The sequence below is a fragment of the uncultured Vibrio sp. genome (genome assembly GCF_947488985.1).
In the GTDB taxonomy this organism is placed as follows: Bacteria; Pseudomonadota; Gammaproteobacteria; order Enterobacterales; family Vibrionaceae; genus Vibrio.
On record NZ_CANLBV010000005.1, the window covers coordinates 11892 to 35725 of the forward strand.

Annotated in this window: 22 protein-coding genes, 1 pseudogene and 1 other annotated feature; of the genes and pseudogenes, 7 read left to right on the forward strand and 16 right to left on the reverse strand. The window is 44.7% G+C overall.

Annotated elements, in window-relative coordinates:
• Positions 1 to 259: 259 nt before the first annotated feature.
• From torA to Q1A70_RS01920, 5 genes and pseudogenes are all read right to left on the reverse strand, one after another.
• Positions 260 to 2722, reverse strand: a complete 2463-nt coding sequence (gene torA / locus Q1A70_RS01900; protein ID WP_299686434.1) for a trimethylamine-N-oxide reductase TorA — start codon at positions 2720 to 2722, stop codon at positions 260 to 262.
• A 24-nt stretch (positions 2723 to 2746) separates the two neighbouring features.
• Positions 2747 to 3928, reverse strand: coding sequence for a pentaheme c-type cytochrome TorC (gene torC / locus Q1A70_RS01905; protein WP_299686436.1), 1182 nt, complete (start codon positions 3926 to 3928; stop codon positions 2747 to 2749).
• Positions 3929 to 3977: 49 nt separating this feature from the next.
• The gene (gene torE / locus Q1A70_RS01910) at positions 3978 to 4160 is read right to left on the reverse strand and encodes a trimethylamine N-oxide reductase system protein TorE (RefSeq protein WP_285408472.1); all 183 of its coding nucleotides are present in this window, start codon (positions 4158 to 4160) and stop codon (positions 3978 to 3980) included.
• Between the two features lie 845 nt (positions 4161 to 5005).
• Positions 5006 to 5200: pseudogene (locus Q1A70_RS01915) on the reverse strand (formate/nitrite transporter family protein); the annotation flags it as partial.
• Entirely contained in the window at positions 5201 to 6508 is a 1308-nt protein-coding gene (locus tag Q1A70_RS01920; protein WP_299686440.1) for an ATPase, read from the reverse strand.
• A gap of 260 nt (positions 6509 to 6768) precedes the next feature.
• Here Q1A70_RS01920 and Q1A70_RS01925 point away from each other — a divergent pair, with 260 nt between their 5' ends.
• The 3 genes from Q1A70_RS01925 (at position 6769) to Q1A70_RS01935 (ending at position 8626) form a co-directional block, all read left to right on the forward strand.
• A complete protein-coding gene (locus Q1A70_RS01925) occupies positions 6769 to 6999 on the forward strand; it encodes a TIGR02647 family protein (RefSeq protein WP_299686442.1) in 231 nt (76 codons plus the stop codon).
• A gap of 114 nt (positions 7000 to 7113) precedes the next feature.
• The gene (locus Q1A70_RS01930) at positions 7114 to 7968 is read left to right on the forward strand and encodes an NAD-dependent epimerase/dehydratase family protein (protein WP_299686444.1); all 855 of its coding nucleotides are present in this window, start codon (positions 7114 to 7116) and stop codon (positions 7966 to 7968) included.
• Positions 7961 to 8626 carry a YdcF family protein gene (locus Q1A70_RS01935; protein ID WP_299686446.1) on the forward strand — a complete coding sequence of 222 codons (666 nt, stop codon included), beginning with the start codon at positions 7961 to 7963 and terminating at the stop codon, positions 8624 to 8626. The genes Q1A70_RS01930 and Q1A70_RS01935 overlap by 8 nt, the downstream gene beginning before the upstream one ends.
• A 107-nt stretch (positions 8627 to 8733) precedes the next feature.
• Here the strand turns inward: Q1A70_RS01935 and Q1A70_RS01940 are convergent, their stop codons facing one another.
• Positions 8734 to 9312: a thymidine kinase gene (locus tag Q1A70_RS01940; RefSeq protein WP_299686448.1), complete on the reverse strand. Its 579-nt coding sequence runs from the start codon at positions 9310 to 9312 to the stop codon at positions 8734 to 8736.
• Between the two features lie 85 nt (positions 9313 to 9397).
• Positions 9398 to 10783 carry a cysteine--tRNA ligase gene (gene cysS, locus Q1A70_RS01945; RefSeq protein WP_299686450.1) on the reverse strand — a complete coding sequence of 462 codons (1386 nt, stop codon included), beginning with the start codon at positions 10781 to 10783 and terminating at the stop codon, positions 9398 to 9400.
• Positions 10784 to 10973: 190 nt separating this feature from the next.
• Between cysS and Q1A70_RS01950 the strand changes: the two genes are divergently transcribed.
• The 4 genes from Q1A70_RS01950 to Q1A70_RS01965 all read left to right on the forward strand — a co-directional run bounded on the left by Q1A70_RS01950 (position 10974) and on the right by Q1A70_RS01965 (position 14293).
• Complete coding sequence (locus tag Q1A70_RS01950; protein WP_010440028.1) at positions 10974 to 11468, forward strand: peptidylprolyl isomerase; 495 nt, start codon at positions 10974 to 10976, stop codon at positions 11466 to 11468.
• A gap of 88 nt (positions 11469 to 11556) precedes the next feature.
• Positions 11557 to 12291, forward strand: a complete 735-nt coding sequence (gene lpxH / locus Q1A70_RS01955) for a UDP-2,3-diacylglucosamine diphosphatase (RefSeq protein WP_299686453.1) — start codon at positions 11557 to 11559, stop codon at positions 12289 to 12291.
• A 123-nt stretch (positions 12292 to 12414) separates the two neighbouring features.
• Positions 12415 to 13632: an EAL domain-containing protein gene (locus Q1A70_RS01960; protein ID WP_299686455.1), complete on the forward strand. Its 1218-nt coding sequence runs from the start codon at positions 12415 to 12417 to the stop codon at positions 13630 to 13632.
• A 136-nt stretch (positions 13633 to 13768) separates the two neighbouring features.
• A complete protein-coding gene (locus Q1A70_RS01965) occupies positions 13769 to 14293 on the forward strand; it encodes a YchJ family protein (protein ID WP_299686457.1) in 525 nt (174 codons plus the stop codon).
• A 216-nt stretch (positions 14294 to 14509) separates the two neighbouring features.
• On the opposite strand, the gene hisIE is transcribed toward Q1A70_RS01965, so the two are convergent.
• The 9 genes from hisIE to Q1A70_RS02010 form a co-directional block, all read right to left on the reverse strand.
• On the reverse strand, positions 14510 to 15160 hold the full coding sequence (hisIE, locus tag Q1A70_RS01970; RefSeq protein WP_299686459.1) for a bifunctional phosphoribosyl-AMP cyclohydrolase/phosphoribosyl-ATP diphosphatase HisIE: 651 nt from the start codon (positions 15158 to 15160) through the stop codon (positions 14510 to 14512).
• Positions 15157 to 15930: an imidazole glycerol phosphate synthase subunit HisF gene (gene hisF, locus Q1A70_RS01975; RefSeq protein ID WP_299686461.1), complete on the reverse strand. Its 774-nt coding sequence runs from the start codon at positions 15928 to 15930 to the stop codon at positions 15157 to 15159. The genes hisIE and hisF overlap by 4 nt, the downstream gene beginning before the upstream one ends.
• Positions 15912 to 16649 (reverse strand): 1-(5-phosphoribosyl)-5-[(5-phosphoribosylamino)methylideneamino]imidazole-4-carboxamide isomerase, encoded by a 738-nt coding sequence (gene hisA / locus Q1A70_RS01980; protein ID WP_299686463.1) that lies wholly within the window; start codon positions 16647 to 16649, stop codon positions 15912 to 15914. The genes hisF and hisA overlap by 19 nt, the downstream gene beginning before the upstream one ends.
• Positions 16650 to 16692: 43 nt before the next feature.
• A complete protein-coding gene (hisH, locus tag Q1A70_RS01985; RefSeq protein WP_299686465.1) occupies positions 16693 to 17307 on the reverse strand; it encodes an imidazole glycerol phosphate synthase subunit HisH in 615 nt (204 codons plus the stop codon).
• A gap of 25 nt (positions 17308 to 17332) precedes the next feature.
• On the reverse strand, positions 17333 to 18421 hold the full coding sequence (gene hisB, locus Q1A70_RS01990) for a bifunctional histidinol-phosphatase/imidazoleglycerol-phosphate dehydratase HisB (RefSeq protein ID WP_299686467.1): 1089 nt from the start codon (positions 18419 to 18421) through the stop codon (positions 17333 to 17335).
• A gap of 133 nt (positions 18422 to 18554) precedes the next feature.
• Entirely contained in the window at positions 18555 to 19595 is a 1041-nt protein-coding gene (gene hisC / locus Q1A70_RS01995) for a histidinol-phosphate transaminase (RefSeq protein ID WP_299686469.1), read from the reverse strand.
• A gap of 9 nt (positions 19596 to 19604) precedes the next feature.
• Complete coding sequence (hisD, locus tag Q1A70_RS02000) at positions 19605 to 20906, reverse strand: histidinol dehydrogenase (RefSeq protein WP_299686471.1); 1302 nt, start codon at positions 20904 to 20906, stop codon at positions 19605 to 19607.
• Positions 20906 to 21802, reverse strand: a complete 897-nt coding sequence (hisG, locus tag Q1A70_RS02005) for an ATP phosphoribosyltransferase (RefSeq protein ID WP_299686474.1) — start codon at positions 21800 to 21802, stop codon at positions 20906 to 20908. The genes hisD and hisG overlap by 1 nt, the downstream gene beginning before the upstream one ends.
• A 53-nt stretch (positions 21803 to 21855) precedes the next feature.
• Positions 21856 to 21990 (reverse strand) — a sequence feature (His leader region).
• Between the two features lie 188 nt (positions 21991 to 22178).
• Positions 22179 to 23771: a Na+/H+ antiporter NhaC family protein gene (locus tag Q1A70_RS02010; protein WP_299686476.1), complete on the reverse strand. Its 1593-nt coding sequence runs from the start codon at positions 23769 to 23771 to the stop codon at positions 22179 to 22181.
• Between the last annotated feature and the right edge of the window lie 63 nt (positions 23772 to 23834).

Here is a 23834-nt window from a genome sequence, read left to right on the forward strand (position 1 = left end):
GCCTTTTTGCTTTCGACGCCCCAAAGTCTTAAGAGATCCCCTTGAAAACACACTCTTCCTTTGCCCCAAGCTTTACCATATTGTTTCTGCAACTTATCTCAAGCCATACATTATAGTTCGCCCCTAAAAAGCCTTCAAAAACGCGACGACAAGACTTAATTAGAAACCTCAGACAGATATAAGAAATACAAAAAACCCCTGTAAGAACGCTTACAGGGGTTTTAATTCAAGCTTTAATCTTGATTCTCAAGTACAAGTCTTAAGAAACTTCGATTGGACCACCGAATGAAGTTACTGGAGGCAGTTTGCCTTGGAATTTCTCAAAGTCTACCAAACATGTGTTTGCTGACGTCGCTTGAGCGAGTTCAGACGTTCCGATATCTTGAGTTAGCGTGTTTGGATCGCCATAGGTATCTAGTGCGCCCTCTTTCTCGTTGAGCGGGCCGTACCAAGCACCTTCTTCGATACGAACAACACCTGGAGCATAGCTGTCCATTAGCACCGCACCTGCTAGCAGTTGACCACGATCATTGAACACACGCACTACATCGCCATCTTTAATGCCTTTCTTCTTAGCATCTGTAGGGTTGATATAGATTGGCTCACGGCCTTGTACCGCGTAAGTCGAACGCCACTCTTCAGATTCACACATCTGAGAGTGAAGGCGCTTATCTGGGTGACAAGATTGTAGCCAGTATGGGTGTTTGTCAGAACCTGGACCACCATGTGAACGTTCAGATTTCTCGAACCACATTGGGTGCTCTTGACAGTGCTCGTACCCCATGTTGCCAATGGTACGACTGGTGATTTCAATGAAACCAGAAGGTGTACCTAACGCGTTGATCTCAGGATCTTCACGGAATGAAGCGTGACGAGTCCAAGCCTTACCTTTACCAAAGTCTAAGAAACCTTTTTCCCAGAACTCGGCAAACTCAGGCATCTCGAAGCTGCCTTCGTTTGCGGCACGACATTCGTCATACAAAGATTTAACCCACTGCATTTCATCCATACCGCGCGTGTAATCGTCATAACGGTCCCAACGCTTAGTTAGGCTCGCCATGATGTCGAAGTCTGTCTTAGATTGGAACAGAGGATCGACTAGCTTATGCATTGCGATCAAGCCACGGCCAGAGTACGCGCCATAACCATCAATATCGTTTCGCTCCCACTGGGTACAAGCTGGAAGTACGATATCAGAGTGACGACACGTTGCCGTCCAAGCGAAGTCAACAGCAACGACCGTTTGCAGGCTCTTGAACGCTTTGCGCATCTTATTTCGATCTTGGTGGTGACTCCACGGGTTATTACCGCTGAATATCATCATCTTGATATCAGGCAGTGTGACCGTCGCGCCGTTTGCTTTGATCTTCTTACCCGGTTCAAGCAGGCTATCAACCCAACGAGCAACAGGAATGACACTGCTGTAGCCTTTGAAGTCAGTATTGGTGAATTTTGGTGTTTGCCCTTGATCAATATTCAATGGGAAAGAGCCTGGAGCGGCAAAACCAGTCGAGGAAATACCAATCCCTGAATAATGGTGACCATACGACACACCACCGCCAGGTAAACCGATTTGCCCGACCATGGCAGCAATGACTGCACACATCCAATATGGCTGTTCACCGTGCTCTTGACGCTGAATACTCCAACCAACCAAAATTTGCGTACGACCATTAACCAGCATCTTGGCGAAATCGCGAATCGAATCCGCGCTTGCGCCACAAATCGCCGCAGCCCACTCAGGTGTTTTCTCAACTCTATCTTTCGTTTCACCTTGAACGTACTTGATGAAATCTTCAAAACCTAGACAGTAAGTATTAATGAACTCTTTGTCGTAGAGTTCTTCATTATAAAGAACGTGCGCAACGCCCAACATAAACGGTACATCCGTATGTGGGTTGATGTACATCTGCTCATTCTCTAGATAACGGCCTGTTTTATTTTGAACAGGGTCAACAGAGACAACGTTGATCTCTTTGTTCGCTACTTTCTCTTTCAGCTGCTCTAGGTATTCGAAAGATTCGTGTGTTTCACATGTCCAGCCAACTTGCAGGTTCTTAACCGGATCGTTACCCCAAAGAATAATGTTGTCACTGTTTTCTAGGATCAACTCCCAAGAGGTACCTTGCGCGTAAACCTCCGTAGAACCTAATACGTAAGGCATGATCGTTTGACCTGCACCCGTAGAGTAATCGCCGATTTTACGAACAAATGAGCCATGTAGACCCACAGCACGCTGCATATGGTTAGTACAGCTGTGGAACTGGCCTGTTTGTCTCCAACCCGTTTGACCCGCATGCAAAGCCGACGGGCCGTAGTCTTTCTGAACGCGCTCTAATTCACGGTAGAAGAGATCAAGCGCCTCATCCCATGTCACACGGATGAAACGGTTGTTACCGCGAGAGTCGGCACTGTACTTGTGTTTTTTCAGCCAATCTAAGCGCACCATAGGGTAACGCACACGTGATGGACTGTAGATGATACCCTTAATTCCTTTCAACATTTCAGTAGGATGCTGATCGATTTCTAGAGGCTTAATCTCTTGCACTTTACCCGCGTAAACTCGAGCTCGGAATGCACCCCAGTGAGAACCTGAAACCTTCCATGTTCCCTCTGTTTCTGCTGCTGAAGCCGATGCCGACGCCAATAAGCTTGGGCCAATAACCGATGCCGCACTAGTCGTCGCGACACCTTTCAGAAAACTTCTTCTTGTAATTGCCATTGTGTTACTCCAATTGACGTCTTATTAGTGATGGCCTTCAGAAAAATCTGATGAGTGCTTCTGTAGATACTTAAGAACAAGCGCTTCTGTATCTGTATCGAAGTTAACGAATGCGATCATGCCATCTAGCATGCCTACCCAACCGTTAGCACTAAAGTGTGCTTCATCTGGCTGAGAGTGACACGTTGAACAGTTCGATTGGTAAGCTTGGCTTGCTGCACTCCAAATTGGAGCAAAGTCGCCGACCATAGACTCTTTCTTCATCCAAAGCGTCAGGTCTACTTCTTCCCAAGGAAGGCCCGTTAACTCATCTTCTTTTTTCTCACCAATAGTAATGCCTTCACTTTGAGAGACTTCTTTCGTCAAGATTGCAGTGGAGATATTCATACCAAAGTCTTCTTGGATCACTCGTCCGAAGCCTTTCGCTTTGCGCCAGCCATCGATCTTAACTTCGATCATATCGCCTTTCTCGCCAACAATAGCTACTTTACTTGCAGGGCTTAGTAGACCGGCTTCCACTTCTGCAGTTTCGTCGGTATACAGAGGTAGGTGGCGAATTGAAATGACATCATTACCTTCAGAGTAAGACGTACTGCCCGCCGTATTCTCTAGCTCACCAACGATACCACTTGCCGATTCCATATCTAGTGGAAGGTTGTGTGCGATACCTTTGTGACAGTCAACACAGCTTTGATCACGCTCTGCGGCGTTCTTCATTTGGATACGCGCTGTTGGGCGCATGTTTTCGAAATCCATTGAATCGTAGTTGTGGCAGTTTTTACATTCTAGAGATTTGTTCGAAGAGAAACGATCCCATTCATGCTTAGCCAATTCGATACGACGAGCTTCGAATTTCTCAGGTGTATCTAGGTCACCAAACACTTGAGCGAATACTTCTTTAGATGCTTGCATCTTACGAGCAATTTTTGCTGTCCACTCATGTGGAACGTGACAGTCAGGACAAGTAGCACGTACACCAGAAGTATTTTTCCAGTGAACCGTTTCTTGTAGTTCTACGTATACGTTGTCACGCATGGTGTGACAGCTTACACAGAACTCTTCTGTGTTTGTGTGTTCTAGAGCCGTGTTAAAACCGCCCCAGAAAATAACACCGGCGATAAAGCCACCCATCGTTAGCACACCAAGGCTGATGTGCACTGCTGGGCGTGTCATAGTGCGCCATAATTTAACTAAAAATGATTTCATGTTTAGCTCTCTCAAATGTTGATTTTAAAAAAGTTGTGACTAGAGGGCATTACATGCCGCCATGAGCACCAGGAGGTCCGAATACAAACACTTGTAGTGCCCAAACAATGAAACCGTAACCACCTACAAACGCCACACTTAATATTGGAAAGAGAACCACCGCAATGAAGAGGAAAGATTTCCACTCCAACGAGCGCTTTTCGCCAGTTTCAATTTTATTAACATCACTCATACATTTTGCCTATTTTGTATTTAGTAATTTCGAGTAACCCATTCTATGGGGTTAAAGTTCTTGAGTATCTAGCAACAGATCTTAGACCATACCTAAAGTAGGGTTCAATCAAATCTCCCGCTCCAAGCCTTACTAATCAATACTTTTTTGAGGTCATCCAAAGTTGTTTTTAGTTAAACAAAGTTATTAAAAAGTATTAACAAATATGAAGAATTAAGCATGCTACACGAATGTTAAAAAGCAACAAACGAACAACAAAAGCACGGCAATTTTTAACTTTTCAACTATTAAGTAGTAGTCAAAAAAGCGCAACTCAACCACTATTCTGTACCTTGTTTGTTAAATTGTTTCGCGTTTTTTTAGTCAGTCACATTGAAGATCAAATGCGATATTTGGCACTTTCAGAGAGGATGAGTAACGGGTGAAGTGAGAAATTATGCAATTCATTAGCCTTAACTCTGCATCTCTCTTGATAGACGTCATAAACGAAGAAGGCACTTACGAGGTTGGCCCGACGTCAGGCATCACGCTAGCCTATCTTGCAATTTGGTTACTCACTGAGTTTGCGACAGGTTATCCACAGAAATTGTGGATAACCAAAACAGAAATGATAGTTTTTTAATCACAATGGTTTAGCAAAAGAACAGTTGTCTTAAACTTTATTCAATTTAAAAGACATATACACACAGCTCGACTTTGGCATCAGGTATTTATAGCAAAGTCGAGCAAATAAAAGACAAAGTTTTCCACAAATAAAAAAACGGCCTGCAATGCAGACCGTCTGTCGAATATAGTAGATAAAATCAGTAGCACAACGTCACTATGTTAATCTCGTAAGTAGATTAGCCAATAGCTAGCGGTACTTGGTGCATATACGCGATACAGTGTTCATAACCCGCCGACACGAACATCGCAACAGGTAAGAGCAATACCAGAATTTTGTCGGTCAGGATTCGCCCACTGAAGGTCATCCATACCGCAATGTAGACCAATACATTACACATGATGCCTAGAATTACTGCTTGGAAAAAATGATTATATTAAACGGAAGGAACCATCACCTCCTCTGATGCTTGCTCTAAAGCCGCCTCTTCTAGGTCAGGGTCCACGGTCGTCGGCGTTACCCCTACATCACTTTCTTTGGTGATCTTCCCACCTAACGTTTTCAAGCTATCCACCAAGGCTTCTAAGCTCTTTATATGGGCATCACTCTTGGCTGTCTGCTGGTCTAAAAGCTCAATATACTTAGCCGCATCAGACAATTGCTGAGACTGCGTCTGATTTTCCCTCTCTAATTGAACAACTTTATCAGTCAGGGCATCGATCTCTAACGCCAATTGCTCGGTTTTATCTGAGCTTCTTAACGCTTTCACACTGGCCACAATTTTCTGAGACTGAAGGCGTAATCCGACATCGCGGTAATCTTGTTCATCAAGCGCTTGAGAAATACTCAGTAACTGGTTCTCTGCCTCCAATACAGATTGTTCGAATTTGTTGCCCTTCACACTCGCCAAAACCTTGACTTCATGAGCCACACTGCGCACGTGGTTCAATTCAAACTGAGCCGCATCAACAGCATCCTCAATGATCAATTTCTCACGCGGACTGGCTTGCACTTGCCTTTCTGCCAATGCGATCTGGGAAGCGGCTTTCGCAAACGTCAGAGGCGCAATGTCATCAAAGTCTTCATCTTCCAAGAACTCCAGCTCGTCTTGCAATGGTTCAATGTATTTCTTAAGCGCAACCTTTACCTCTAACACGCGTGCATTGTTGAGAAACACCACTTGTGCTTGCTGAGCATCTTCAAGCTCATCGACCAGCACATACTCAAACAATTCACTGTATTCTGAATACAACCGCTTATAGCCCGACGTAAACAGAGTGTCTGCACCAAGAGAATTTAGGTAATCCATTTGAACAATGGAGTCCGCAAGTACTCTGTCCGCCTTTTTCTTTAGAACTAAAATCGCCTCATAGTTTGATTTGATCTGCGCTATTTTTTCATCAAACGCTTCTGCATACGTTAAGCTTGAAAAAATGGAGTAACTCTTGGTTAATCGAGTCTCATCTTTGAGTAAGTAGGCATAAATACTTTCGGCATCATCCCATGTGTCTAGCATTTCATTGTAGTTCTCTGGAGCATAGAGAGATAACTTAGTATGGTCCGCAAGCTTAGCTTCCCATTTGCTGTGAGCACTTTGAACAGAATGAAAAGAACGGAGCTCTTCTGGAGAGGTATTATTTTGATTGTTTGTTGGGTTCGTGCCGGTCTGCTCTGAGGGTGTACTTTGACAACCTGAAATAGCCAATAGCATACTCACCACTAATGCTAATTTGTTCGCTCTCACTGATGCATGTCCTTTTGAATATCATATTAGCTGAATGCAATATACTTCTAGTCACACAATATATTACAACCACTTAGCAATAAACATCATTGATGATTTAAGCGAACATAAATCACCCAATCCAACAGAAATAGCCTCACCATACGATGATTAATTATTCAATTTGGGATCAGTTATCAATTCTATTTATTTGATGTTGCCTGACTTGAAAATGCGCACTAAGGTGAAGGTAGAGAACGTTATGAATATATAGGTTAATTATGAAGTACAACGCTGAACATATTGCTGATTTAAACCTCCTTCTACAATTTGATGTCAGTAGCTCGGCTACGGGTATTAAAGTTCATCAAGAAGCTACTCAAGAAACTCAAGACGCGGTTAAGCGACTATTTGAAAAGAACCTTTGTACTCAGCCCGACGGCGGTTATCTTACCGATGAAGGGATTGAAATTGCAGAGCGTGCAGACAAGTTACTGCGCGTGCTGAAATAAAGCACCTTGTTCTAGTAAAAACTCCACTTGCTTCGGCCGTGGAGTTTTTTCATTTTTGAACAAAGGTTTATTAGGCTTATTTTGAGCCTCTTTGCTTGCAGTTATGAGGAACACATGGCTTCTATATTTATCGTCGGTGCTGGATGGGTAGGCGCACCTTTATCTGAACATCTAGAGAAACATAATAACCAAGTGGTGGTCACGAAAACGACCCAAGCAGGGGCCGATGCCATTGGTAACGAACGCATTCCGTGTGAAGTCTTTAGCTTTGACTCATCGGAGCCTACTCACGCGGTTGAACGGCTCTACTCTCTTCTGCTTGATCATCATACTGAAATTGTTATCGGTAGCTTCCCGCCGGGCTTTAGGAAAGGCGCAGGGCAAGAATACGCGAGCTACTGGCAACAGCTAACCACTGCATGTAAAAAAGCGAATGTGAAGAAAATAATCATGATCAGCTCAACTACCGTCTACCCTACCAAACCCGGTATATTGTATGAAAAAGATGCATCGTTCGCGCTCTCAACCTCCGATAGCGAGCACGCAGCCTCATTTTCCAATAACGCCCGAATCATGCTACAAGCTGAGCAGTCAGTGATTGGTTGTGGTATCAACTACACCATTCTTCGTTTTAGTGGGTTAATTGGGCCAAGCCGTCACCCCTCAAGATTTGCAAGCAAATTGAAGCAAGTGAGCACTCAAGCGCCTGCCAATATACTTCATCTAGCCGACGCGATAGGTGCCGTCGATTTTGCGATCAGCCAGCTGCCTAACGAAGTGGTAAATGTAACCACACCACACACCGTAAGCAAGGCAGAATTTTACGCTGCGGCACTTAAAAGCGCGAGCAGTAGTGAGCCACTGCCGCCTGTGGTCGATACGCCAGACAAACAAATATCGTCCAAAAAGATTGTCGACTTGGGGTATTCGTTCAAATTTGAATCCACACTGGACGCCCTTGATGACTAAACAATCTACAAAGCAGAAAAACCCCAAGGTTAAGCTGCATCGGGCTATCGATACCTTGTGGAATTTTATGGCAATGAACCATAAGGTCGAACCTTCAGACTGTATTTTTGTGTTGTGCAGTAACGACACTCGCGTCGCGGAATACGCAGCCAAGCTTTATCACCAAAAAATCGCACCTTACATTATTTTTTCTGGCGGTGTTGGACGCTTTACACAAGGCACTTTTGAACGCTCGGAAGCGGAAACATTCGCCGCAGTTGCTCGTGACTGTGGCGTGCCAGACGCTGACATAATCCTTGAGAAACGTGCGACCAACTCAGGGGAAAATGTGCGCTTTACCTATGAGCTGCTAGCTGAGCGTGGGCTATCACCTAACAAGCTGACCTTAGTGCAAAAACCTTTTATGGAGAAACGCACCTACGCCACCTTTACCAAACAATGGCCTGATGCAACTTCACAGATAACCGTGACATCACAATGGCAAAATTGGGATGATTACTTTAACGAAGAGTTGCCGTTAGACATGGTATTAGGGGCTCTGATTGCAGATTATGAAAGAATTAAAGCCTACCCTGCTCAAGGCTTTCAAATTGAGATGCCCATCCCTGACGACGTTGACCACGCCTATCAAGCATTAAAGACGCTCGGTTTCGAATAAATCAAAAGCTCAACTTCGAATAAAGAAACGGCATAGGCTCAATAAAAAACGGTGACACTGGGCCACCGTTTTTTATTCGTTTTAGTAAGTTCAGCAAAGATAGGTACTTATTTACCTAGCGCTTCTTTGTAATGCAGGCGACAAACGGAAACGTATTTGTCGTTACCACCAATCGCTACTTGATCACCTTCAGCAATCGCTACACCATGCTCATCGGTACGAATCACCATGTTAGCTTTGCGCCCACAATGACAAATCGTTTTTAGCTCGACGAGCTTGTCAGCCCAAGACAGTAAGTAACGGCTACCTTCAAACAGCTCACCTAAGAAATCGGTACGTAAACCGTAACAAAGCACCGGAATATGCAGCTTATCAACCACCTCAGTGAGTTGGTAAACCTGCTCTTTCGATAAAAACTGGCACTCATCTACCAATACACAATGACGTTTTTCGATCTCGTTTAGCTCTTGGATCGCATCGAATAGGTTGGTATCACTTTTATAAAGCTGAGCTTCAGATTGCAGACCAATTCTTGAACTCACTTTGCCCGTCCCGTAGCGATCATCTAACGCTGCGGTAAAAATCACGGGGGTCATGCCACGTTCTTGATAGTTGAATGAAGATTGAAGGAGCGTTGTTGACTTACCCGCATTCATTGCCGAGTAATAAAAATACATCTGAGCCACAGAAATATTCCTGTTAAGTAAAAATTGAAGATAGAAAAAAGGGCTAGAAAAAAGGGCTGAATGAAAATCAGCCCTTTCCTAAGATTTACTTACGACGCCAAGTCGTACCTTCTGGGCCATCTTCTAGAACAATACCCAGTTCGTTTAGCTTGTCACGAGCAAGGTCGGCATTTGCCCAGTCCTTTGACGCACGAGAATCATTACGCAGTTTAATCAGCGCTTCGATTTCAGCGACTTCGTCATCGTTACCTGCCGCATCACCTTTTAAGAAAGCTTCTGGATCTTGGTGAAGAATGCCGATGATATCCGCCAGTTCACGCATCAATGCACCCAGTGCACTCGCTTTTTCGATGCTTTCCGTTTTAAGACGGTTAATATCACGAGCCATTTCAAACAGCACTGAATAAGCTTCAGGTGTGTTAAAATCATCGTTCATCGCTGTCGAGAAACGAGTCACGTACTCTTCACCACCAGCAGGTGCAGCGGTAAGGTCTAGGCCGCGAAGTGACGTATATAGACGCTCTAGTGATGCACGAGCTTGGTTTAGATTATCTTCGCTGTAGTTCAGCTGGCTACGGTAGTGACCAGACATTAGGAAGTAACGCACCGTTTCAGCATCGTAATGTGCCAATACGTCACGAATTGTGAAGAAGTTACCTAGTGATTTTGACATCTTCTCTTTGTCTACCATCACCATACCACTGTGCATCCAAGTATTTACATACTGAGTGCCGTGCGCGCAGCAAGACTGTGCGATTTCGTTTTCGTGGTGAGGGAACTGTAGATCTGAACCACCACCGTGAATATCGAAGTGGTTACCAAGAATAGAAGAGTTCATTGCTGAACATTCGATGTGCCAACCTGGACGACCCGGTCCCCATGGCGATTCCCAAGTAGGTTCGCCAGGCTTTGACATCTTCCAAAGAACGAAATCGAGTGGGCTACGTTTTGCTGATTCAATATCAACACGCGCACCAGCTTGAAGCTGGTCGAGGTCTTGCTTAGAAAGCTTACCGTATTCGTCAAATTTCTTTACTTCGAACATCACGTCGCCGTTGCTTGCCACATAAGCGAAACCACGTTCAATCAGCTTTTCAACAAGCTCGATGATTTCAGTGATGTATTCTGTAGCACGAGGCTCTACATCTGGGCGTTTCATATTCAATGCATCGAAATCTGCATGCATTTCACCAATCAAGCGCTCAGTTAAAGAATCACAAGACTCGCCGTTTTCGTTAGCGCGTTTGATGATCTTGTCATCGATATCAGTAATGTTACGAACGAAGTTCAAATCGTAACCAAGGTAACGAAGGTAACGAGTTACTACGTCGAAAGAAACGAACGTACGGCCATGACCAATATGACAGAGATCGTATATGGTTACCCCACAGACATACATACCGACTTTGCCAGCTGTAATTGGTTTGAATTCCTCTTTCTGTCTTGTGAGCGTGTTATATATCTTCAGCATGATCTCTATCTATTTTATGGATTAATCAAAAATAAGCTCGCAGTATAACAAGTCATACCTTAATAGGTAATCCCCCAAAGCAGGAATTACCTCAAACATCTGAGTTAAGTGAATGATTTGGTGATTTGAAAGTCCGCCAACATGCGCTAGAATTCGAACTTCATATTAAAAAGACAGTAAGGTAACAATCATGATCATCCTTCACACAAATTTTGGTGACATCAAAGTTCAACTTAACGAAGAAAAAGCACCAGAAACAAGCGCAAACTTTCTACAGTATTGCCGTGACGGTTTCTACGACAACACACTATTCCACCGTGTTATCGATGGTTTCATGATTCAAGGCGGTGGCATGACTTCTGGCCTTAAAGAAAAAACGACTCGCGCTACAATCAAGAACGAAGCAAACAACGGCCTAGCTAACAAAGTAGGTACACTTGCAATGGCTCGTACTATGGAACCACATTCAGCGAGCTCTCAGTTCTTCATCAACGTGAACGACAACTCTTTCCTAAACTTCCGTAGCGAAAGCCTAGACGGTTGGGGTTACTGTGTATTCGCAGAAGTTGTTGAAGGTATGGACATCGTAAACAAGATTAAAGGTGTTAGCACTGGTTCTATGGGTATGCACCAAGATGTACCTCTAGAAGAAGTGATCATCACTGGTACTACAATCGAAGCTTAATTACTCGCTTTCGGTTAATATTAATCATTACCATTGGTGAACCGATAAATCAGGATACAGGGAGCGAATCGCTCCCTTTTTTAGACCTATGAAAACATATTTTATATCAGATCTGCACTTAGCCCCGTCGCGACCAGACATCACAGATTGTTTCTTAACCTTCATGAAAAACGAAGCAGTAGAAGCGGATGCACTTTACGTATTAGGCGACCTTTTCGAGTTCTGGATTGGTGACGACGATAAGAGTGAGTTCGCGACTTCTATCCGCCAAGCGTTTATCGACTTAGTGAAAACAGGCGTGCCTTGTTACTTCACTCAAGGGAACCGTGACTTCTTAGTCGGCAAAAAATTTGGTAAGCAAACGGGCGTACAACTTCTCGACGAAGTTTCTACGATCGATATCTACGGGCAAAAAGCGGTGGTGTTGCATGGTGATACCCTATGTACTGAAGATATAAAGTACCTCGCCTTTCGCGAAAAAGTGCATCAACCATGGTTACAATGGGTCTTCAACCGAATTCCATTTTTCATCAAGAAGAAAATTGTTTCGAAGGTTCAATCCGATATCAAGGACGACAAGCAGACTAAGTCTTTAGACATCATGGACGTAACACAACAAGAAGTTGAAAATGTGATGGCGCAAAATAATGTAGATCTCATGATCCACGGCCATACTCATCGACCAGACATCCATACATTCAATGCTAACAATTGCACTAAAACCCGTATCGTACTTGGTGATTGGTACACGCAGGGTTCAGTTCTGGTATTCACTCCGCAAAGTTTTGAACTACAGAATCGTGAGTTTAGCAACCGCTTTTAACGTCACTTTTCACCTTTCACATTGATTATTATTGTCGGTCAGACTTTCTAAGATTGTAGATGGTAATTTTTCTCCAATTAGCTATTATCTCTGTATCAGAACTAAACCGAACACAATACGAAGTTGAAATATTCATATGTAGCGCGTCAGCCAATACTCGATGCTGACAAGAAAACCATAGGTTACGAGTTGCTATTCAGGGACGGCCCTAAGAACACTTTCCCTGAAGTAGAACCGGAACTCGCTACAAGCCGCTTGCTTTCTGATCACTTTCTATCAACTCACTATAATACCTTGGGTGATAAGCTTGGATTCGTTAACTTTCCCTATGCAAGCCTAATTAACTTAGTCCCTACTCTGTTCCCCAAAGAAAGCCTCGTGGTAGAGGTCCTTGAGGACTGCAAACCAACAGACGAATTGCTTGAGGCCATTAAAGTTATCTATGACGCCGGCTATACCATCGCATTAGATGACTTTGTGCCGACTAAATCTTGGAAACGCTTTTTACCTTACGTGTCAATCATCAAGTTCGATATTCGTTTGATCTCAATATCCAAAGCCTCTATGTTCATGAACTCTCTGAAGGGGCTAGACATCCAGTTTCTCGCTGAAAAGGTTGAGACTCACGATGAATACCAAGAAGCAAAAAGAGCAGGCTTTACTTATTTCCAAGGCTACTTCTTTAGCAAGCCTGAAATGATTCAAACCAGATCACTCAACCCTGCCTTTCTGACGACCGTGCAGCTATTGAAAGAGGTAGCCCACGATCCGATCGACTTCAGTGAGTTAGAGCGTTTGATTACACTTGATGTCACACTGTCGTACAAGTTGCTGACCTATGTGAACTCAGCAGGCGGTTCTGCGACAACCATCCGTTCATTCCGCCAAGCACTGATTTACCTTGGGGAGCAGAAACTGCGTAAATTTATCTCCCTCGTCGCAATTGCTTCAGCGAAAGAAGATAAACCCGACTCTCTATACGGGCTGGCGATTCTGAGAGCGCGTCAATGTGAGCTGCTTATCGAGAAAATGAACGTCAGAATAGAACCAGGTCAAGCATTTTTGATGGGCATGTTCTCTCTGCTTGATTCACTGTTTGACCAACCGTTAAATCAAGTGCTCGACTCGGTGCCTATCGATGAAGAGATCAAACAAGCTTTAATCCAAAGAAAAGGAATTTTGGGTGCCGTTTTAGCGATGGTGATTGCTTATGAGCAAGCTCGATGGGAGGAAGCAACACGCATTTGTAAACTGCTCAAGCTAAGTGAAGATCAACTCGGTAAAACCTACGACGAAGCCACTACTTGGGCGCAAGATTTGTTATCCCCCTCGTTAAAATAGTCCGTTTCACAGAACGAGTACGCTCCGTAAATATGAGCCAGTCGAAACTCGACTTTGGTAAGCGAACGTTTCTTGATAGACTTCTACGCATTCATTTATGGCCTCTTAATAGAGGTCATTTTTACAGGATCTGACTATGTCTTTATGCCCTTGCGGTAGCGCTAATACTTACCAACATTGCTGCGAGCCAGCGCACCTTGATCACCATACCGTTACGACCCCTGAGCAGTTAATGCGTTCTCGATATACCGCACATGTGCTTGGTCTAGTTGACTATGTTGTTGCGACTTACCACCCCAACTGTAATGCCCAAGCACAAAAACAAGGCATTACCGAATCCATCGACTGTGATTGGGCAGGCTTGGAAGTCATCAATACTACGGTAGGTTCGCACCAAGACGAAGGCTTTGTTGAATTTAAAGCTTACTTCAATGAAGACGGCGCGCAATACTGCATGCAGGAGCGCTCACGCTTTGTTCGTGAAAACGGCCTGTGGTTCTATATCGACGGTGAGTTCCCAGAGCAAGAAAACGAACATGAAGAGCTAACAGAGCCAGAGATAGATCCTCGCCTAAACCAAACCGTTAAGAGCTTCAAGATCGGCCGCAACGACCCATGTATTTGTGGTAGCGGTAAGAAGTACAAGAAATGCTGCGGATAAATCGCACGACGAGGAAGTCAGGTTAAGAGAAGATATTCCTGATGTCGCTTAGTCTCCTCGAAATGACAAAGATTGAGAGGTTGAATAGTACCACAGGGACTTAGAAATCTTGAAGCTTTAAAGCTCTGAGGCTCTTAAAACTAAAAGCCCCGTAAACATGGTTGTTTACAGGGCTTTTATCTATCTGTTACTTGGTTCGATTAATCTAAACAGAGTTTACTTATGACGCTCTTTCAATTTGTTGACCACATCGTTCATCGATAAGCCTTGATCTTGAAGAAGAACCATCAAGTGGTAAATCAAATCCGCAGATTCACACACTAATTCCGCCTTATCGCCCGACGTCGCCGCAAGCGCGACTTCAACGCCTTCTTCACCCACTTTTTGCGAAATACGCTTGGTGCCACGGGCATATAAACTGGCAGTATAAGAAGACTCAGGGTCTGCGTCCTTGCGGGCAGCCAGTAGCTGCTCAAGTTGATGAAGCCACACCATCTGTGTTTCTTCTTGCTTGTCTCCATCCCAACACGTTGTCGTCCCTGTGTGGCACGTTGGGCCAATGGGATTGACCTTAACCAACAAGGTGTCGTTGTCACAATCCAAGGAAATGTTTTGCAGTTGTAATACATTACCCGATGTTTCACCTTTGGTCCAAAGACGCTCTTTAGTACGAGAGAAAAACGTCACTTGACCAGTTTCACCTGTTTTCTCAAGTGCTGCTGGGTTCATGTAACCCATCATCAATACTTGGCTCGATTGATAATCTTGAACAATCGCTGGCACTAAGCCACCTACTTTCTCCCAATCAATACGCTCTGATAATGCGCCTACTTCTGTTTTTGATAAGCTTACAGGTTCTAAACTCACAGTCGCACCTCTACATCTTGTTGTTTTAAATATTGTTTAAGTTCACCAATATTGATGACTTGCTTGTGGAATACCGAAGCCGCAAGTGCTCCGTCCACGTTAGTCTTCTTGTAGGCTTCAGCAAAGTGTTCCATTGCGCCTGCACCACCAGATGCAATTAATGGCACATTACACACTTCACGAACCATGTTTAACTGATCGATGTCATAGCCGTTACGAACGCCATCTTGGTTCATCATGTTCAACACGATCTCACCAGCACCACGCTTCTGCACTTCCTGCACCCAATCTTTGGTTTCCCACTTGGTGGCTTTCGTACGTGCTTCATCGCCTGTGAATTGGTAAACCTGATACTTACCAGTTTCTTTATCGAAGTATGAGTCGATACCCACCACAATACACTGCACGCCGAATTTATCAGCAAGATCAGTGATCAACTGCGGATCTGCTAATGCAGGCGAGTTGATCGAGACTTTATCTGCACCAAATTCAAGAATTCGCGCTGCATCTTCTGCTGATTTAATACCACCAGCCACGCAGAACGGAATATCGATCACTTCTGCTACGCGCTTCACCCAGCTCTTATCCACCACACGACCATCACTCGATGCGGTGATATCGTAGAAAACTAATTCATCAGCGCCCTCTTCTGCATAGCGCTGTGCTAGCGGAACGATGTCGCCAATAATTTCGTGATTGCGGAACTGAACGCCCTTAACAACTTGTCCATCACGGACATCCAAGCAAGGGATTATTCGCTTTGCCAACATGCAAATGCCTCCTCTGCGGTAAACTTGCCATCAAGTAGCGCACGACCCACTATCACACCAGCAACACCGCTACCTTTAAGCGCTTCGATATCAGCAAGACTACCAATGCCGCCAGACGATTGGAATTGCACTTGTGGGTACTGCTTACAAAGATCAACATAGAGTTCTACGTTTGACCCTTCTAGCGTGCCATCACGTGAAATATCGGTACACAGAACGTGTTTAAGACCCACCGTGAGGTAGTCTTCAATGAGCGCTTCAATGGTCACGCCTGAATCTTCTTGCCAACCTGAAATCGCCACTTTGCGTGTGCCGCTTTCGTCAATGTTGATGTCCAGAGCCAGCACAATTTTTTCCGCGCCGTACTTCTCCATCCAACCTTTCACCAACTCAGGTTGCTTAACCGCTGTAGAACCAACCACAACGCGCTGTGCACCCGCTTCTAGTAGACCAACGACATCTTGTTCGTTACGTACGCCACCACCAATTTGGATGTTCGCAGGTGTGCTAGCAAGTAGCTTAGCAATCAAGCCTAACTGACGAGCCGTTGTGTCTTTTGCACCCGTTAAGTCAACAAGGTGTAGCCAACCAGCGCCAGCTTGGTGATACAGATTAAACTGCTCTGCTGGATCGACTTTGTATTCTGTTACTTGCCCGTAGTCCCCTTGAAATAAGCGAACAACTTGGCCTTCAATTAAATCTAACGCGGGAATAATCATTTACATTCCTTATATGGCAACGTTAACCGCTGCCTAATCCTTATTACAATTCCAAGAAGTTCTGAATCAGCTTAGAGCCAGCTTTCGACGAGCGCTCTGGGTGGAACTGAACACCATAATAGTTACCACTTTGCACTGCGGCGGTGAACGGATTACCGTAATCACATTGTGCGATTGTGTAGTCGCCCACTGGCATTGCGAAACTATGAACAAAGTAGAAGTACTCGCCCTCTTCAATATCTTTAAATAGAGGGTGATTAGGTGTTGCCGTGACGGTGTTCCAACCCATGTGTGGTAATGGTAAGTCGTCCGTTTCAAGTAAACGAACTTCACCATCACACAAACCTAGACATTCAACTAACTCGTCAGCCTTTTGGCCTTTCTCTTGAGACAGTTTGCCTAACAATTGCATACCTAAACAGATACCCAGCAGAGGCTTCTCTACTTGCCTCACAAGAGATACAAGGTCACGCTCTTGCAGGTTCTTCATTGCCTCACTTGCTGTACCTACACCGGGCAGGAAAAGCTTGTCGGCGGCAAGGACCACTTCTGGTTCTTTTGAAATCTCAACTGCGTAACCCAAACGTTCAATGGCAAATTTCACCGAAGAGACGTTAGCACACCCAGTATCAATAATGACGACTTTTTGATCTTTCATTGTTTTTTCCTTGCTAACGCTAGCTTTACAGAACGCCTTTGCTGCTTGGTAACTCATTACCTTCAACCTTGATTGCTTGGCGAAGAGTACGACCAAACGCTTTGAACAGGCTCTCAATGATGTGGTGATCATTATTACCGTCAGAAGAAAGGTGTAGCGTACAAGCCAATGTATCGGTTAAAGAGCGGAAGAAGTGAACCACCATTTCCGTTGAAAGATCACCCACTTGCTCACGGCTGAATTTAGCATCGAACTTTAGGTATGGGCGACCAGAAAGGTCTAGCGCACACTGAGCCAAACACTCATCCATTGGTAAACTGAACCCAAAGCGTCCAATACCACGTTTGTCACCTAGCGCATCTTTCAGAGCTTGGCCTAACGCAAGTGCTGTGTCCTCAACTGTGTGGTGGTCGTCAATGTGCAGATCGCCTTTCACAGTCAGGTTCATTTGGAAACCACCGTGCGTCGCAATTTGATCAAGCATGTGGTCGAAAAAGCCCATGCCGGTATCGATCTTATTACCACCGGTTTCATCAAGGTTTACCGCAACCTTGATATCCGTTTCTTTAGTCGTACGAACCACTTCAGCAACGCGCGCATTAACCGTCAGATCTTTAACTATCTGTGGCCAGTTCAGTGTGCCTTCAGTTTCTGCATCCGGACCATATTGAATACCGCGGATTGCCATGTTCTCAGCAAGTTGCAGATCCGTCATTCGGTCGCCAATGACAACAGAGTGTTGGAAATCGACCTTACCGCCCTGTAGGTACTCTTTAACCATACCCAGTTTAGGCTTACGGCAAGAGCAGTTGTCTTCGTCAAAGTGAGGGCAAATCAGTACGTCATCAAACTTAACGCCTTGAGATTCGAAGAATTCCATCATCATATTGTGTGGTGCATCGAAATCTACTTGTGGGTAGCTATCGGTGCCTAAACCATCTTGGTTAGTGACCATCACTAATCGGTAGCCAGCATCTTGCAGTGCAAGCAGGCTAGGAATCACTAAAGGTTCGAATTTTAGTTTGTCTAAACGGTCTACTTGAAAGTCGACTGGCGGCTCAACAATTAAAGTGCCGTCACGGTCTATAAAAAGTATTTTCTGTTGTTTACTCACTTGAACTTCCTTTTAATCTTAAATCTGGTGGTCTAGCTAAAAATCAAACGCTAACCCAAATATTTTATTAATTTGTCAGCCTGAGAATGAATCAAAATAAGGCGGGCAAATATCGTTTCTGGTGAGCCTTTCGTTACTGATAAAAGTTACGAATGAATCCAAGTGTCTTTTCGCACTCTTCACGATTACCAACACTAATACGAACACAATCTTCAATAGGCGAATTACGCAATATAATGCCTGTGTCCCATGCCGCTTTGAATAATTCGTCGCCGTTAGGGAATTTAACCAATAAGTAGTTACCCCAACCATCAAATACCGTTATTTGAGGTATGCTCAATAAGCCTGCTTGTAAATATGCTCGATTGGCATTCAAATCGAGAACCTGGAATTTAGCTCTGGCAAGGCCTTGTTCTGAAAGTGCTTGAACGGCGATATCAGCAACAGGGATTGGCACTGGGTATGGTGCAATCACTTTTAATAGAACATCAATCAGCTCTTGGTTCGCTAGCGTAAAGCCACAGCGTAAACCGGCTAATGCAAAAGCTTTGGACAAGGTACGAAGAATCGCTAGATTCGGGTATTGTTCAAGCAAATCAACGGTTGATGCTTCAGGGCAGAAATCGATATACGCTTCATCCATCACCACAATCGCTTTGTCTTGAGTCATTTCAAGCAACTTGATGATATCTTTCCGATTGACCAAATTACCAGTCGGGTTATTTGGGCTGCAAACAAACACCACTTTCACGTTGTCTAGTTGCGCTTCAATCGCAGGAAGATCCAGTTGCCACTCAGTGGTTAGAGGCACAACCTTGCGCTCAACACCAATCGTTTCGGCACTGATCGCGTACATACCGTAAGTCGGTGGGCAATAAAGAATAGCGTCTTGGTTTGGCTCACAGAAAGCACGGATCAGCAGCTCAATGCCTTCATCAGCACCGCGCGTGGTCAGGGTTTGCTCTGACTTCACGCCTGCGTATTGAGCGTAAGCATCAATCAACTCTTTAGGCTGACACTCACTGTAGCGGTTAAGGCGAGACAAATTTAGATTGTACTCGTTATCAAACGGAGATTCGTTGGCATTGAGCCATACGTCTCCACTGCCACCAATGCGTCGTGCAGACAAATAAGGAGTAAGCGCCTGAACTTGTTTTCTTGCTAACTTTTCCATGCCCATTCCTTATTTTGCTTGGTTTAACTTTTCAACTCGGATGGTAACAGCACGTTTGTGTGCGTCCAATCCCTCGGCTTCCGCCATAGTTACTACCGTTGGTGCTAGGCCTTTTAAGCCATCAGCCGTCAACTCTTGTACCGTCATACGCTTAGAGAAATCCGCCAAACCTAGGCTTGAATACGTCTTGGTATAGCCGTAAGTCGGTAATACATGGTTGGTACCCGATGCGTAGTCCCCGGCCGATTCTGGAGACCAGTCACCAAGGAAAATAGAGCCTGCATTATCAAGTAATGGCAGCAGTTCACGCGGATTCTTGGTTTGAACAATCAAGTGTTCCGGGCCATAGAAGTTGGAAATCGCAATAGCTTGAGTGATCGAGTCAGCAATGATGATTAAGCTTGATGCTAAGGCTTGCTGAGCGATGTCAGCTCGAGACAGCTCTTTCAGTTGCTTTTGAACCGCTTCTGTTACTTGATCAGCAACCACTGGCGATGGCGTTACTAGCACCACTTGAGAATCTGGACCGTGCTCCGCTTGACTCAGTAAATCGGCCGCAATGAAATCGGCATCAGCGGTTTCATCTGCAATCACCAACACTTCCGATGGGCCAGCAGGCATATCAATCGCGGCACCACGGAAGTCATTGCTAACTTGACGCTTCGCTTCAGTGACAAACGCATTACCTGGGCCAAAGATTTTATCAACTTTGGCCACACTCTCGGTACCATAAGCCATTGCTGCAACCGCTTGACCGCCACCAACGTTGTAAACTTCATCGATGTTACACAGCTTAGCGACATATAGGATTTCATCAGCAATCGGCGGAGGCGAACAAAGTACAACCTTGCGGCAACCTGCGATTTGAGCAGGCACACCTAACATAAGAACCGTTGAAGGCAGCGGAGCGCTGCCACCTGGAATATAAAGACCAACAGTATTAATCGCGCGTGTAACCTGTTCACACATAACACCAGGCTGTGTCTCAACCTTAATCGGTTGCGGTTTCTGAGCTTCATGGAACTTAGCTATATTGCTATAAGCTTGCTCTAACGCTTGCTTCATTTGTGGCGTTAAACGATCACACGCGTCTTCAATATCAGCCGAGTTCACTCGAATCGACTTTGGAGTCACACGGTCAAATTTTTCAGTCAGCTCTTTGAGTGCTGCATCGCCTTGATTTCGTACTTTTGCAATAACATCAGAAACAATTGCTGTGATGTTTGCACCTTCAGTAATAGCTGGACGCTCTAATACCGAGTCTTGCTGAGATTCACTTAAAGATTGCCAAACAACGGTTCTCATCGGCACTACCCCATCATTTTTTCGATTGGTAATACTAGAATCGAGCTTGCACCCAACTCTTTCAGCTGCTCCATCGTTTCCCAGAACAGGTTCTCAGTACTAACGAGGTGAACAGCGACTTTGTCTTTGTCTGTTGATAGAGGAAGGACGGTTGGATCTTCAGCACCAGGCAATAGTGCTTTAATGTACTCAAGCTGTGATACCGGTGCGTGCAGCATGATGTACTTCGACTCTTTCGCTTGTTGAACACCCTGCATACGAGTCAGGAGTTTTTCAATCAGTGCGGTTTTGTCTGCATCGAATTCACCTTCACGTTGGATCAGGGTTGCTTTTGATTGGAAGATAACTTCAGCTTCTTTTAGGCCGTTAGCTTCTAGCGTAGCACCTGTCGACACTAAATCAGCGATAGCATCAGCAAGGCCTGCACGCGGAGCAACTTCAACCGAACCGGTTAACATACAAGTGCTAAATTCAACACCCTGCTGATCCATATAGGCTTTAAGCAGTTGTGGGTAGGTGGTCGCGATACGTTTACCCGCAAGATCTTGTGGGCCAGAGTATTCTTCATCTTTGTTGATAGCGATAGAAAGACGACAACCACCGAAGTCTAAACGGCGCAGTGCCTTAAACTCTGACGGTTCGTTGAGAGCAACTCGGTCTAGACGAACTTCTTCTAGTTCGTTTTCACCGATGAAGCCTAAGTCAACCACACCGTCCATGATAAGGCCGGGGATATCATCGTCACGAACGAGTAACAAATCAATCGGCATATTCTGTGAATGAACAACTAAGCGCTCACCCATGATGTTAAATTTTACACCGCATTTTTTTAGTAGATCTTGGCACTCTTTACTTAAGCGACCTTTCTTTTGAATTGCGATTCTTAGGCGTTGTGTCTGCATTGCTGTATCCCTGTGCAAGTATTTGAATTTATTAATTATTTAAAAGCAATAAAACTAAAAAACCCTCGGAAGACTTTGTCATCCCGAGGGTTTAAATCTAAATTCTTTGACTTAACCTCCGGGAGAATCTTGCTCCCGGGTATGCGTAAATCTCCCCGAAAGATTAGATAGGGTGATGATGGTGATGAATTTTCATGACTAATTTACGCATATATATCAGCTCTTAAGTTGTTTGCTGTCTTGACTCCACACTAACTAAGCTCACATTCTTTTTCAACCATTTATTCGAACTTTTTTCACGAAATTTAAAATTTAATTAACGCGCACAAAAAAGGGAGGCAAACGCCTCCCTTTTCAATATTCAATCAAGTGATGATTAGCTTTTGCACGTCGCCATCTTACAACGTGAGAAATACGCCAATGCAAAACATACTGCTACAAAAGTGACAGATGCAGCGCCAAAGGCAATACCCGTTGATGATGTCATACCTAATGTGATGAAACCAACACACGAAACAAATGCCACAGACAGCGCATACGGCAGCTGAGTCGCTACGTGGTCAATGTGGTTACAACGAGCACCAGTAGAAGACAGAATCGTCGTATCAGAGATTGGAGAACAGTGGTCACCAAATACTGCACCCGCTAGAACCGCACTTAGCATTGGAAGAATTAATGCAATGTCCGATGCTGCAGCCATGTCACCCGCGATTGGTAGCATGATGCCGAACGTACCCCAAGATGTACCTGTCGAGAACGCCATAACGCCCGCTAGAAGGAACAACATAACCGGTAGCCAGTGGTAATCAATGCTGCCTGTTACTAGAGACGATAGGTAAGAACCCGTTTTCATGTCGCCGATTACAGAACCGATAGTCCATGCAAACACAAGAATCAGAATCGCACCAAACATAGAGCTTGCACCGATCCACATTGTTCTTACGATATCAGCCATAGATAGCTTTTGCTTGAATACTGTCGCTAGTGCTACTAGTAAACCGATAACACCACCGTAAACAAGAGACTTACCTACATCCGTGTTTTCGAAGGCGCCTAGAAGGTTGAATGCTTGACCATCAGCAGCCAGCGCTTGGCCACCTGTGTAAAGCATTGCAGCCACTGTCGCTACAATTAGCGATACGATTGGCATAACAAGATCAGAAACTGAACCGTTTTCGCTCTCTTCGATGTCTAGCTCTTCGTTTAGATCGTGGGCTTGCTTTTGATCGTTGTCGCCTTCAAAGCCACGGCCCTGAGAAGCTTCTATCTCATGCTCACGCATTTTACCTACGTCTAGGCTGAACCACGCAACAGCAAATACCATAAGCAATGCAAATACTGCATAGAAGTTCATAGGGATAAGACGAACGTACGCACCCAGAGCTGAATACTCTGTCACACCATGGCTCACCAAGATGCCACCAACGATGGTAATGATGTAAGCACCCCAGCTCGATGCTGGCATGATCACACACATAGGTGCAGCAGTAGAGTCTAGGATGTAGGCAAGCTTGGCACGAGATACGTAGAAGCGGTCTGTTACCGGGCGAGAGATCGCACCTACTGCCAAGCTGTTGAAGTAATCATCCACAAAGATGAATACCCCAAGAAAAGCAGCAAGCAGTTTAGAACCACGTTTACTCTTCACTCGAGACTGAGCCCATTCAGCGAACGCACGTGTACCACCTGACAAGGTTAACAGTGCTGTTGTCATTCCAAGAATAATAAGGAATGCAATAATGCTCATATTCCAAGTGTTAATTCCACCATCTTCGATGAAAACACCAGATGCTTGAGCAAACACGTAACTCGCTGCATTACCTACTGAAAAATCAGCAAGTAAAAAAGCGCCCATAACGATACCAAGGCCCAAAGAAACCAATACACGGCGGGTCAAAATAGCAAGGGTTAAAGCCACCAAAGGAGGAAGCAGAGATAAAGGCGATGTTGCAAAATCTATTAAATTCATGATCTTCAAAAACCAGTTTTTTATTTGGCTAGAGATCTACTGCAGACAAACTTGATAAGGCTT

Excerpts from the sequence above, each read along its gene's own strand:
- hisC (WP_299686469.1), bottom strand. The coding sequence starts at position 19,595 with ATGGAAAAGTTAGCAAGAAAACAAGTTCAGGCGCTTACTCCTTATTTG.
- Q1A70_RS02010 (WP_299686476.1), bottom strand. The coding sequence starts at position 23,771 with ATGAATTTAATAGATTTTGCAACATCGCCTTTATCTCTGCTTCCTCCT.
- hisF (WP_299686461.1), bottom strand. The coding sequence starts at position 15,930 with ATGTTGGCAAAGCGAATAATCCCTTGCTTGGATGTCCGTGATGGACAA.
- torE (WP_285408472.1), bottom strand. The coding sequence starts at position 4,160 with ATGAGTGATGTTAATAAAATTGAAACTGGCGAAAAGCGCTCGTTGGAG.
- Q1A70_RS01935 (WP_299686446.1), top strand. The coding sequence starts at position 7,961 with ATGACTAAACAATCTACAAAGCAGAAAAACCCCAAGGTTAAGCTGCAT.
- hisG (WP_299686474.1), bottom strand. The coding sequence starts at position 21,802 with ATGCAGACACAACGCCTAAGAATCGCAATTCAAAAGAAAGGTCGCTTA.
- torC (WP_299686436.1), bottom strand. The coding sequence starts at position 3,928 with ATGAAATCATTTTTAGTTAAATTATGGCGCACTATGACACGCCCAGCA.
- cysS (WP_299686450.1), bottom strand. The coding sequence starts at position 10,783 with ATGCTGAAGATATATAACACGCTCACAAGACAGAAAGAGGAATTCAAA.
- hisA (WP_299686463.1), bottom strand. The coding sequence starts at position 16,649 with ATGATTATTCCCGCGTTAGATTTAATTGAAGGCCAAGTTGTTCGCTTA.
- Q1A70_RS01930 (WP_299686444.1), top strand. The coding sequence starts at position 7,114 with ATGGCTTCTATATTTATCGTCGGTGCTGGATGGGTAGGCGCACCTTTA.
- lpxH (WP_299686453.1), top strand. The coding sequence starts at position 11,557 with ATGAAAACATATTTTATATCAGATCTGCACTTAGCCCCGTCGCGACCA.
- torA (WP_299686434.1), bottom strand. The coding sequence starts at position 2,722 with ATGGCAATTACAAGAAGAAGTTTTCTGAAAGGTGTCGCGACGACTAGT.
- Q1A70_RS01925 (WP_299686442.1), top strand. The coding sequence starts at position 6,769 with ATGAAGTACAACGCTGAACATATTGCTGATTTAAACCTCCTTCTACAA.
- hisH (WP_299686465.1), bottom strand. The coding sequence starts at position 17,307 with ATGAAAGATCAAAAAGTCGTCATTATTGATACTGGGTGTGCTAACGTC.
- Q1A70_RS01965 (WP_299686457.1), top strand. The coding sequence starts at position 13,769 with ATGTCTTTATGCCCTTGCGGTAGCGCTAATACTTACCAACATTGCTGC.
- Q1A70_RS01950 (WP_010440028.1), top strand. The coding sequence starts at position 10,974 with ATGATCATCCTTCACACAAATTTTGGTGACATCAAAGTTCAACTTAAC.